8 protein-coding genes are annotated in these 12062 nt (G+C 41.2%); 4 read left to right on the top strand and 4 right to left on the bottom strand.

The genetic code is table 11. From position 1 onward, the window contains the following. Positions 1-101: 101 nt before the first annotated feature. Entirely contained in the window at positions 102-827 is a 726-nt protein-coding gene (locus tag IQ229_RS01185; RefSeq protein ID WP_194040527.1) for a response regulator transcription factor, read from the top strand. A 79-nt stretch (positions 828-906) separates the two neighbouring features. Here the strand turns inward: IQ229_RS01185 and IQ229_RS01180 are convergent, their stop codons facing one another. Beyond that, positions 907-2271: a lipid-A-disaccharide synthase-related protein gene (locus tag IQ229_RS01180; RefSeq protein WP_194040526.1), complete on the bottom strand. Its 1365-nt coding sequence runs from the start codon at positions 2269-2271 to the stop codon at positions 907-909. 139 nt (positions 2272-2410) lie between these two features. Here IQ229_RS01180 and IQ229_RS01175 point away from each other — a divergent pair, with 139 nt between their 5' ends. The 3 genes from IQ229_RS01175 to IQ229_RS01165 all read left to right on the top strand — a co-directional run bounded on the left by IQ229_RS01175 (position 2411) and on the right by IQ229_RS01165 (position 9333). After that, on the top strand, positions 2411-4486 hold the full coding sequence (locus IQ229_RS01175) for a BamA/OMP85 family outer membrane protein (RefSeq protein ID WP_194040524.1): 2076 nt from the start codon (positions 2411-2413) through the stop codon (positions 4484-4486). A gap of 292 nt (positions 4487-4778) precedes the next feature. Further along, positions 4779-7013: a hypothetical protein gene (locus IQ229_RS01170; protein WP_194040522.1), complete on the top strand. Its 2235-nt coding sequence runs from the start codon at positions 4779-4781 to the stop codon at positions 7011-7013. A gap of 13 nt (positions 7014-7026) precedes the next feature. Further along, positions 7027-9333 (top strand): COG1470 family protein, encoded by a 2307-nt coding sequence (locus IQ229_RS01165; protein WP_194040521.1) that lies wholly within the window; start codon positions 7027-7029, stop codon positions 9331-9333. Here the strand turns inward: IQ229_RS01165 and IQ229_RS01160 are convergent. The 3 genes from IQ229_RS01160 to IQ229_RS01150 form a co-directional block, all read right to left on the bottom strand. Then, positions 9308-10153: a class I SAM-dependent methyltransferase gene (locus IQ229_RS01160; RefSeq protein ID WP_194040519.1), complete on the bottom strand. Its 846-nt coding sequence runs from the start codon at positions 10151-10153 to the stop codon at positions 9308-9310. The two genes, IQ229_RS01165 and IQ229_RS01160, sit on opposite strands and share 26 nt — an antisense overlap. A 57-nt stretch (positions 10154-10210) precedes the next feature. Continuing rightward, positions 10211-11413, bottom strand: a complete 1203-nt coding sequence (locus tag IQ229_RS01155) for an FtsW/RodA/SpoVE family cell cycle protein (protein WP_194040517.1) — start codon at positions 11411-11413, stop codon at positions 10211-10213. Positions 11414-11654: 241 nt separating this feature from the next. Beyond that, a partial coding sequence (locus IQ229_RS01150) for a sensor histidine kinase (protein ID WP_194040515.1) occupies positions 11655-12062 on the bottom strand: 408 nt, incomplete at its 5' end.

Raw genomic sequence — 12062 nt, 5'->3', positions numbered from 1 at the left:
GGTTCAAATATCATCTATCTTAAGTTTGGGAAAATAAGAGATAGTAGTTACATAAAGGCAATACTTTGAAAGATGCAAACAGCGCAAGAGTGAGTGTAGCGATGAATGAAATTAGTATTATTTTAATTGAAGATCATGACTTAACGCGAATGGGGCTACGAGCAGCATTACAGTCTCATAGCGCATTGAAAGTAATTGGGGAAGCGGCAAATGCTACCCAAGGATTAAAACTTTTAGAAACGGCAAAGCCAGATGTAGCGGTAGTAGATATCGGCTTGCCTGATATGGATGGCATCGAACTCACTCGTAAATTCAAACGCTCCCAGGCGGAAAATGGTGGGCAATCTACTACGAAGATTCTCATCTTGACAATGGATCATACAGAGGATGCTGTACTTGCAGCCTTCGCAGCTGGCGCTGATTCTTATTATATGAAAGAAACGAGCATCAGTAAATTAACTGAGGCAATTCAAGCAACTCACGGCGGTAACTCTTGGATTGATCCGGCAATTGCCAACGTGGTATTGCGGAAGATGCGCCAAGGTATTCCTGGAGAAAGTCAAGGTTCTGACAAGCCGAAGACTGTAAAAATTGAGGCGTTGGCATCAGAATACGAGCAAGTTTTGGAAACATACCCTCTGACTCAACGGGAACTGGAAATCCTAGAGTTGATTGTAGCTGGATGTAGCAATGGGCAAATTGCCGAGAAACTCTACATTACAGTTGGTACTGTAAAAACCCATGTTCGTAATATTCTAAATAAACTATGTGCTGATGACCGTACCCAAGCTGCTGTCAGGGCCTTACGTTCGGGGTTGGTGGCATAAGGGATTAGGGACAAGGGAAATGAGGGGACTAGGGGACAAGGAGAATAACCTGCCACAATGCCCCATACCCACTGCCCCATTATCCCAATTTTTCCCGCAAGCAATTAGCAATACGTAGTGCTGCTCCCGGTTTGCCCATACGTCGCTCACCATTTTCAGCGATAATTTGCAAATTATCAGGGTTTTTAAATAGGGATTGTACAACCTTCGCTACTTCTGCTGGTTGATCGATTAAAATCAAAGACGATCCGAGAAGACGACTTTGAGATTCAGCAAAGCCAAGGTTATATTGTGGCCCATTACCAGGAATTGCGATCGCAGGTTTGCCTAAACCGATAAACTGTTCTGTGGCTGTACCTGCCATTGCGATCGCTATATCTCCCAAATGCAAGCAATCATTATAAGCTTGTTGTGTCAATAGCAGATAAGCATTTCTCTGCTTGAATGTCAAGACATTTGGATCGCGAAGTTGGATAGGAGATGCTGATTCAGCGCGCCAGCCTTGGGATTGTACACTTTGGGATAAAATATTAGAGTCTAAACCAGGAGCGATCGCACCTAAAAATACTACTGTGTTAGAAGTATAGAAGATCGAATCGCGCTGTTGAAAACTTGCCATCAATGCAGATACGGCAATCATAATTGTTTCCCAGTTGCTGTATGCTTCTGGCGGACGAGAACCAGGAAGAAGAGTCACTACAAAAGGTCGGACTGTCTCTTGCTGTTGGATATTCTGACTATAAAATTTTTGGCGTGAAAACGTCGGTTCTAGACCATCCATCATCGGATTACCCAAATAGAAAGCTGGAATTGGCCATTGTTTTAATGTTTCCGTCGTCAGCGCATCTCTAAGGAACACAGCCTTACAACGGCGACGACTCATTAACCAACGTTCCCAAGGATGGTAAACTGAACCAGAAAAGTTTTCCCAACCTGCGTCTTTAGATTTTCGTGGTAATAATCCAGCTTCATCTCGCACATGATATTCAGATTTTGCCGTACCGACAAAAGCATAATTAGCGCCACTGAATGTTGCAAATAACAGTGGCAAAATATCTCCCACTGCTAAAATCGCTCTTCTATTACCTAATTTTTTTTGAGAACTTACCCAACGGCGAATAGCTTTAATTTGGCTGAGGGTAAGTTGCAATAAACCACCGCGTACATCCCGCGCTAATTGGCGGCCATCCATGTAAATAAAGCCACCAGAAGGCATATTCAAGACTGAACCGATAAAGGGGATATCCAACTGTTCATAAGCACGTCCTTCACCCACCAGAGGTAAAGCAAATATCTCTGGTGGGTTTGGTTGTCGTTGGAGTTCTTGCAAAATCCGAACTGCAATCACATCTTCCCCATGACCATTACTTAATACAAGTAACCGCAAAGGAGAAGTTGCAGATTGAGAGTTAGAAGCTAGCGATGACCGAGATAGATTACTCATAAGAAACAAAATATCAAAATTAACTGTCTGTTTGGGTAAGAGGTATAAATAGGGAAATCGGCAAAGAAGCTGGAAGTTAGTATTATCCCTATTCGCTAGCGTCTCTACAACTAACTCCCAGTTAATTAGGTTAAATATTATGCGAGTTTCTACTACTGCTATTTTTACTTTAGCTACTTTAGCTGCTGGCAATGTTACTCAGCAAGCAACGGCTGCACCTGCTAAAACCGTTACTCCAACTGCAAAAGCTGGTAACTTGGTGGTGCCGATAATTGAAGACACTCCTGCACGGGTAGAGACAATTGCTTCCCCAGAAACTATAGTTGCACAACAATTTTCCCAAAATCCTGTCACCGTGCAAACAAGTGCAAGCAAAAATTCCCCGGTAGTCTTAAAATCAGCAGACAAGGGAAATTCATCAGTAACACTCCTTCCCACTCCCTCTTTTTCCCCTTCATCCCCCAAAACTCCTGCTAATGAAAGCAATTTAGTCGTCACAGCTACAGATGTACAGGTGGTGGGAGCCAATCAAGAATTACAGCAAATCATTCGCCAGGTAATTAAAACCCAGGTGGGTGGAGAAACCAGTCAAAGCCAGCTACAAAGAGATGTAACTGCGATTTTGGATACAGGTTTATTTAGTAGTGTCAGTGTGAATAGCTTTAGCACACAGGCTGGATTGAATGTAGTATACCAAGTCCAACCAGTGATTGTGCGATCGCTGCAACTATCTGGTGCTAAAGTATTTACCTATCAAGTCGCCCAACAACGTTTGCAATCTCAGATTGGAACCACCATCAGTCCCAGTGGACTGCAACAAGCAGTAGCACAAATTAACAAGTGGTACGCCGACAATGGTTATAACTTGGCGCGGGTGTTATCAATTAAACCCAGTTCTCAAGGCATTCTCACTGTGAATGTCGCTGAAGGCTTGGTAAGTGATATCAAGTTTCGCTTTGTCAACGATGAAGGTAAAACCGTAGATAGCAAGGGTAATCCCGTTGGAGGACGCACCAAAGCAGATTTCCTCCAACAACAACTCAAGTTGAAACCCGGTCAAGTCTTCCAAGAAAATGTCGTTAAACAAGACATTCAACAGCTATATCGTACTGGTTTATTTGAAACTGTGAATGTTGCCCTAGAAGGAGATGCAACAAAACTTGATTTAGTCTACCAACTCAAAGAAACTGGGGCGCGTGGTGTTAACTTGGGTGGTAGTTACAATGCCGATCAGGGATTGGTAGGTACAATCAGCTATCAAGATCAGAATGTCGGCGGTGTTAATGATACTTTAGGCGTGAATGTTGGTGTAAGTAGCCGAGACTTGCAGTTTAATACCAAATTTACTAGTCCTTATCGGATAACTAACCCCGATCGCTTCGGCTACACTGTAAATGGTTTTCGTAGTCAGGAACTTTCGGAAACCTTTGATGACAAGATTAAGTTAACCAACGGCGACAAGGTGCGAGAAGGGCAAATTGGCGGTGGTGTCAGCTTGCAGCGACCAATTGATGATTGGAATACCTCATTAGGATTAAACTATACCCGAACTAGTATTCGCGATCGCCAAGGTAATATTACCTCAACTGACGTTCAGGGCAATCCCCTCTCTGCGAGTGGAACTGGTATTGACGACCTAACTACCGTATCCTTCACCGCCACCAAAGACCAACGGGATAATTCCCTCAATCCAACTAAAGGTTCCGTTTTGAGTCTGAGTACAGAACAATCTGTCCCCATCGGTCAAGGTAATATTTCCCTTAATCGCCTCAAAGCTAACTACAGCCAGTATTTACCAGTACAGTTATTTAACAGCAAACAGCCACAAGTCTTTGCGGTGAATGTCCAAGCCGGTACCGTCCTTGGGAATTTACCGCCCTACGAAAGTTTTAACTTGGGTGGTTCCAACTCAGTGCGCGGTTACGATTCTGGAGAAGTTGGCAGTGGACGCAGTTATGTGTTGGCTTCGGCAGAATACCGTTTTCCCGTCTTACCAATCGTAGGGGGTGTATTATTTGCCGACTTTGCCTCGGATTTAGGTTCTGGTGATACTGTATTAGGAAATCCGGCAGGTGTACGAGATAAAGTAGGTTATGGTTTTGGTTATGGGGCGGGAGTGCGATTAAATTCACCACTAGGCTTAATTCGGGCTGACTATGGCATTAACGACCAAGGAGAAAGCAAAGTGCATCTAGGAATTGGGCAGCGATTTTAATTTGAGTTCAGGCGTTGCTGAGAAAGTCATCTCCAAAAACTAAATATGCGTTATCCAGAACCCTTGTAGAGACGTAGCAGTGCTATGTCTCTACATTTTTTTTAGCTCATATCTCTATTAGCGATCGCCTTTGAAAATGACTTTTATAAATTGGCCAATTTATTACACAATATTTAATAGTATATAAATTTCAATAATCAAAGGAAAAAAGCTATTGTCACGTTTTCACGAGACATTAATTTTTTAATAGTGCTAGTTATGCACAATAGAAAAAAATATTATAAGTAATAGCATGGAAAAAAGTGTTATTAATGCCAGCCTTTCTACTCAGAACCTAACCTTTCGTCCAGGTGATACTCCTGTATCATTTGAGGTAACTGTCAATAATGACAGCGATCGCTTCGTCAATTTTCAAATAGAAATTACCGCAGCCGGAGAAATCCGCAACACAGGATATCGCTGGTATAGACTCGAACCAGAGGTAGCGGCAGCCAAGCCACCGGGCAGTAGTACCATCTTCCAAGTTTTCGTATTCAATACACCCATTCCGGGATTTGTTGGTACTGTCAACCTGATGGTAAATATTTTTTCACCGCAATTAGCACAACAGTCTAGACTTGTGCTGCGCCTGAAAATCGAGCGAGACAACAGACCAACACATTTAAGTGTAGAATTGCCTGTACGAGAGTTCCAAGTTTATCCCCGCAATTCTGTCGATATACCAGTACGGGTGCGGAACTTGGGGCAACAACCAACTGAGGTAATGCTGCGTTTTACAGGCGTCGATCCGTCTTGGCTGGCTGGCAGTGCAGAACGCCGATTACCCTTAGATCCAGGTGGTTTAGCAGAAGCTACATTCCAATGCCAACCTCCTTCTGTAGTCCAAGCGCCCAGTCAAAATTACCCTTTTACTATTGAAGCTGTTAGCAATAATGGTTATCCAACTAATGCTGAAGGCAACATTGAAGTTTTGCCAGTGGGTTTTATAGACTTTACTACCACCGAAAAACACCTGAAAATCCCCAATAAATCGGCATGGTTGCCTGACTGGAAATCTGATACAGCTTCCTTTGAATTACTATTTAAAAATGCTAGCAATCTCAACCAGGAAATTAATGTGCAGGTGCAGGGTAGAGATTGGCGAAAATGTAGTTTTAAAAAGCTTCCCGAAACCGCCAATCTTCATCTAGGAGAGACAAGTAAAGTCATCCTCGATGTTAAAACAAAACGTCCTTGGGTTGGAATCGGCAAAACTCTATTATTAGAGGCTAAATCGGAATTATCCGATCAACGTTTAGGGAGTACAGACCCAGCCACGCAAACATTAGAAGTAGAGACTCTGCCAATTATACCTTTATGGCTACAATTGGCTGCGATCGCACTATTAGCCGCACTCCTAGCATTAATCCTGCAACCAAGAGGTGTAATGCATACCCGTTCTGTCAACTCAGTGCGTTTTAGTGGCATTGGTTTATCTGTGGTCAGTGGTTCAGATGATTGCACCTTAAGACTTTGGAGAATTGGTGCTGATAATTTAGACCCCGATGATACTGTAAGATACGCTGGGCAACCTCTTGCTTGCGACCAAGCACAACAGCCTAAAGGCTTGATGGCAATTACCGATGACGCTGTAGAAGTCTTGCGCTTCATGCCATTACAAAATAATCGCGCTGCTGTTGGTTTAGATAATGGTGTAATTGAACTTAGAGATGTTCCTTCAGGTACAAAGATTAGCCAACTTCAAGACCTTAAAGATCCTAAAGCAAAAGGCGATCGCGTTTTTGACCTAGTTTTCACCTCAAACTCACTTAACTTATTCAGTGGGTATGGCAGTGGTAAAGTGAGACTATGGTCAAGACCAGCGCCTAACAGCGATTTTCTGCCAGAACCGCAAGTTATTGACGTACAAAGTAGATTGAAACTCTCAAGTTTCCAAGTCCGGGCATTAAATCTCAGCCCAGATGCAAAAACTCTAGTAATTGCTGGAAACTTTAAGCGTTTTATATTGTGGGAGTGGAATCAAACTCAATCTGATAAAGAATTTCCAAGTTTATCGGTGCAAAATCTAGAAAAACTAGACCCATTAGTTGGGCCTGAAGATTATATTTGGGGATTAGCTTTTGTTCCTGACTCAACAGGTAAAATCCTTGCAACTTCTGATTCTGCGGGATTTATTACCATTTGGGATTTAAATCAGTGTCAAACTATCAAAAATCCGAATTCGCTAGAAAAAGTAAATGAACTTAATTGTTTACAACTAGACCGTTGGTCAGCATCAAAAACATCTGTGCGGACTCTAGCATTTAGTGACGATGGTAGTCTCTTAGTAAGTGGTGGCGATGATGGACGAGTCGTAGTTTGGTACTTAACTCCCGAACATAAGCTTGACAAAACAAGAGCAGCAGAAGGTAAAACAATTTACCAAAGCTCTAAAAAAATCAATAGTATCGACTTGAAAATCAATCAAGGAACCATGATTGTGAGTGGTGGTGAAGATTTTCAGGTCAAATTACACCGCATCAAATAAGGGAATCAATGACATGCAAGCTAAATTCAATCCACTGCAAGTTATTATCAACCCACCTGGAATTCAATTTGGGATGCCAGGAGATACCATTGAACTTTATATTGTTGTAATCAATCAGGGAAATCAAAGTGCGGTTATTGACTTATATTTTGTTTTTGACGAAGTATTTCAAAATTTAACTGGTTGGTCTAGTTCTCCTAGAGAAAGTTTAGCATTAGCTCTAGGGCAAAATAGCGACGAAGTAAGATTTGAGTTTCAAATCGCTGCAAATGCTCTTCCAGGAACCTATGACTATACATTAGTCGTTGATTCTCCTCTACATTATCCACAAGATACTCCCATAACTTTCGCAAACCAAATTAAGGTTCTGCTAAAAGAACAGACCGCAATTCGGGTGAACGACCCGACATTTTCCATTAGACCTAATACCAACCCCAACAAACCGTTAATTTTCAATCCTAATGAGCCTCTGCAAGTGGAGGTCATAGTAGACAATCGCTCTTATCTTGTAGACAGATTCCGCTTGAGTTGTCCAGATTTAGACGATGACTGGTTCACAATTAATTATCCTGCAACTGGATTTGAGGGGCCAGGATTAGTGTCTGATGTGACTGCACTAGAACTCAATCCTGGTACTCAAGGTCTAATATTATTGAAATTTCACCCGCCTGGGGATACTCTTGCGGGAAGCTATTCGCCGACAATCCGCTTGTATTCAGAAAACTCTCCAGATTTGGTACTGCTGGATTTGGTGTATATCCAAATTCCGACAAATTATCGTTTAGATATACAACTTAATACCATCTTGGGACAAGTTAGCCGTAGTCTTGGCAAGTACGACTTATCACTAGCTAACCAGGGCAATATTGTCCGCGAACTGATATTAAACTTAAAAAGTCGAGACGAAGAAGAACTATACACTTACAAATTTGATCCCACTGAAGTCAGATTATTACCTAATAGAAGTGCTGTGGCTAATTTGACGGTCAAACCCAAACCTTGGTGGCGACGACCGTGGTTTGGTGCAGGGCTAGCGATCAACTTTCAACTCGATATCAAAGACCAACAAAATTTACCCCTACCAAATACACTGCCTCAAGGAACTTTGGTATGGAAACCCCGTCCTTGGTGGCAATTTCTTCTATTAATTTTGGCAATTTTGGGGTTATTGGGAGGGATAGGATTTATGATTTGGCGAATTTTAAACCCCGATCCTTTGAGATTAGAAAATTTTAGTGCAAATGACTCTCAAATTACTGAAGGTGATGAAGTAGCTTTAAATTGGGAAATTCATCAATATAAACAGTTAAAAAAGTTAGTTTTGACGGCTAAAGGTTCCCAACCTATTCAGCCTATTACTTATGACTTTAGCAATGGCATCCCTGAAACACTGGGTAAAGGAAGTGCTAATGAAATACCTCCTTGTCAGGTACAAGATAAACAAGAGTTAATTTGTAGCAACGTAAAAACTGGAGTTAAAACAAAAGGTAATTACACTTTTGAATTACAAGCCTTTTATCGCAATGGTATACAAATATTTTCCCGAACTAACCAAGTAGCAGCGCAAACTACCCAGGTAGAAATTGCAGAAAAACCAATTGCATCAGTAGTTAATTTTCAGCTAGATAAGCCACAGTACACAAAAGGTGAAAATATTCTTTTTAGTTGGACAATTGCACGTCCATTATTGCTGTCACAACTACAAGTTGTTGGCAATGCAGATGACGGTACATCTTATGGTGAACCAGTTACTTACAAATTTAATCAAGGCAATATTACAGATCCTAAACTTAAAAAACTATGTATACAACAAAATCAACAACTGCAATGTAAAAATATTCCTTTATTAGCAAATAAAGTAGGAAGTTTTGCATTTGAAATCAAAGCTGCTTCTAACAATGGAAGCGACAAAACTAGTTCTAAAAAAGCTGAATCAAAAATTCCAATATTACCCAAACCATTTAAGATTGTCTATTTCAAAATCAACGGTAGCGAACAACCAAATTTGGTTCTCAATGAAGGAACATCTGCTATTCTGAGTTGGAGAGTAGAAGGAGAAAATATTCAGGTTAAACTTCTACCATACGGCAATGACGTTCCAGCAGTTGGTTCAACGAAGTTTCCAGTAAATCAAGCCTTCCCCCCTCAAATCGGACTGCTAGTCAATGATATATTTGGTAAGCAACAACCCCAGCAAAGAGGATTTGCAATCACAGTCCTCAAAAAAGTAGAGCCTACTCCTATACCTGGCATTAACCCAATTCCACCTACTCTGTCACCTAGCAATAGCCCATTTAAGAATCCCTTACCTCAGAGGTAACTTTTTGGGCGATGTGAAAAGCAGAGATATATGAAAGTTGCAGACTGCCTCCAAAATCATCTTCTATGCAATGCCTCAATTCCAAAAATAAAGATTTTTTAGTTTCTGGATCTAATTTTATGTATGGCGAGTAAGTTTTCAAAAGTGTTAAATATTCATCGACAGTGTAGGTTACTTCTGAAATAACTTGTCCTGTTCTCAAGTTTTGGAATTGCCCCGAATCAATGGCCATATTTCCTAATTGTCTCAAGATATATTCTTGAGTTTTTTGGTCTTCATAGCGGTCAAGAGATGGAGTATGTAGTTGATAGACTTGCGATAAACTTTGGTATACTTCGTAGCTGGGTTGAAGTTCCTTATTCCACAATAAAATCAGGTAGCCATTCTCTTGCAGGGCATTTGCTGCTTTTGGATATCCAACTTCTGGTGATATCCAATGAAAAGAACTCGCTGCTAAAACAGCATTAAATTCAAGTGGCTTGAGTTCCCACTCTTCAAAGGATGTGTTCTCAATCTCTACATTGGAATAGGGTTGACAATTTTGTTGAGCTAATTGGAAAAAATCTGGATTGGGTTCTAAGCAGATTATAGGACAACCTAATTGAGCGATCGCTACTGTTGCAGTTCCAGGGCCACATCCCACTTCTAGAATTTTTGAGTTAGTGGAGAGTTGAGCAAGTTCCACAACTTGGTGAATCAAATCTTGAGGATAACGTGGTCTTGCTTGATTGTAAGCTTCCGCGGCTGGAGAATACCAATGTTTGCGCTGTTCTAGGTCTGTGTTGGAGTAGCTGATTATTGTTTGTTTTAAATCTTTCATAATCTATTCGATTCCTGCAAAGAGCGTAAAACTTTGTCTATCGTCGCTTTTGCTAGCTCAATTCCTATTTTTATGAAAAGCTCGGCGTCTGCGCCCATTTTCAAGTTGAGGTTTTCGCAACGGTACTACCTCAGCTTCACTACTCTCACGTGCTACCCGAATCAACAACCCAGCAGCTATTAAGCTGGCAATCATAGAATTACCACCATAACTAAACATGGGTAAAGGTAAGCCAGTAGTTGGTAGAGAACCTGTTGCAACACCGATGTGGAGCAATGATTGTCCCACCATCAAAGTCGTCACGCCGATCGCTACTAATCTATGTACTATATTTTTAGCCTTCAGTGCCACAACTAATCCGAGAGTAGCGAATGTAGCTAAAAGTACCAACAACACCATACTGCCAACAAAGCCAAACTCTTCAGCGAACACCGCAAAAATAAAATCGGTATCTTGAATTGGTAAATAAAACAGCTTTTGTTGAGAAAGGCCATATCCAGCTCCCCAAGTTTTCCCAGAACCCACAGCTAGTAGACTTTGCACCAACTGGTAGCCATCTCCTGTAGCATCCTCCCAAGGATTGAGGAATGACATTACCCGCTTCCGCTGATACTCTTTAATACTAATACTAAGTAGCGCCAACATTACTCCACCAATTGCTGTTCCTCCCAGGTACTTGTAAGGTAAGCCTGCCGCTAGAGCAATTAGCCAAATAGTCATGCCGCAAAGTGCCGTTGTACTCAAGTTAGGCTGGGCAAGAATTCCTAAAAGTACCAAACCAAAAACGCCCAACCAAGCGAAGCGAACCCGCCAACTAATTCGTTCCCATTGACCAAAAAGCCGCGCACTTTGCAACACCAAAAAGGGTTTAATTAGTTCTGAAGGTTGAATCGGAATTGGCCCGATCGCAATCCAACGCGCTGCATCAAAAGCCTTTTTTCCCAATCCTGGGATCAGTGTGACAAAAATTAACCCCAAAAACAGCAACAAAAACCAATGGGATAATCCCAAAATTTTCTGCAAGGGCAAATTAACAATAATATTGAACCCAATTAAGGAGACTAAGACCCAAAGCAGTTGACGTTTAAAGTAGTACAAACCATCATTCTGACGGGCATCAGCAACGGCATAGGATGCTGAAAATAGCATGATCAAGCCGACGAACAGCCAAATCAAGGTTAACCAGCGCAACAACCGCGCTTCTAATGCCCAGTCGGAGACTGAACTATCAAAAATTGGAATCAAGCGGCGTAGATTCACGAGCAGTACAGGTAAAAAGTTAGAAATTAGGAGTTAAAAATAAAACTCATAAATCATAACTTATAACTCATAAGTAGGGTTTGCAACCATAAATCTGAGAGTTGTTAACTTCAATACACCGTTAGTTCAACAGTTCTGACAAATTGCCACCTCCACACTGTAAAAACGAAGTAATATTTTATACTGGAAATTTCAGATTGCTATAGTTAAGAGCGATCGCTCGAAAATCGGCTGAAAGTATTTATTTTATTAAACTTAATGATTTGATGCAATTAAGTGCTTGTTTGTTCATAGATAGGGGAATTTCAATCCAGAACTCAGTTCCTTGCCCAGGTTCTGATATGCATCTTAGTGTCCCTCCATGTTTCTCAACTATAATCTGATAGCTAATTGATAAACCTAATCCCGTACCCTTACCGACTGGCTTAGTTGTGAAAAATGGATCGAATAGCCGTTCCTTAACTGCTTCTGTTATTCCTGAACCATTATCAGCAATTCTGATTACACAGTTCGTTTCGATGACTTCTGTAGTAATTGTAATTTTATTAGGATTAGCATGAATTTCTGCGATCGCGCGTTTACTATCATAGTTATCGAGCGCATCAATTGCATTACTGATAATATTCATGAATACTTGATTGAGTTGGCC

The sequence above is a fragment of the Nostoc cf. edaphicum LEGE 07299 genome (genome assembly GCF_015207245.1).
Classification (GTDB): Bacteria; Cyanobacteriota; Cyanobacteriia; order Cyanobacteriales; family Nostocaceae; genus Nostoc; species Nostoc edaphicum_B.
This window is presented reverse-complemented; position numbering and strand designations above follow the sequence as displayed.

Bases quoted from the DNA above. Each gene is read 5' to 3' on its own strand.
- IQ229_RS01185 (WP_194040527.1), top strand. From the start codon at position 102: ATGAATGAAATTAGTATTATTTTAATTGAAGATCATGACTTAACGCGA.
- IQ229_RS01180 (WP_194040526.1), bottom strand. From the start codon at position 2,271: ATGAGTAATCTATCTCGGTCATCGCTAGCTTCTAACTCTCAATCTGCA.
- IQ229_RS01175 (WP_194040524.1), top strand. From the start codon at position 2,411: ATGCGAGTTTCTACTACTGCTATTTTTACTTTAGCTACTTTAGCTGCT.
- IQ229_RS01170 (WP_194040522.1), top strand. From the start codon at position 4,779: ATGGAAAAAAGTGTTATTAATGCCAGCCTTTCTACTCAGAACCTAACC.
- IQ229_RS01165 (WP_194040521.1), top strand. From the start codon at position 7,027: ATGCAAGCTAAATTCAATCCACTGCAAGTTATTATCAACCCACCTGGA.
- IQ229_RS01160 (WP_194040519.1), bottom strand. From the start codon at position 10,153: ATGAAAGATTTAAAACAAACAATAATCAGCTACTCCAACACAGACCTA.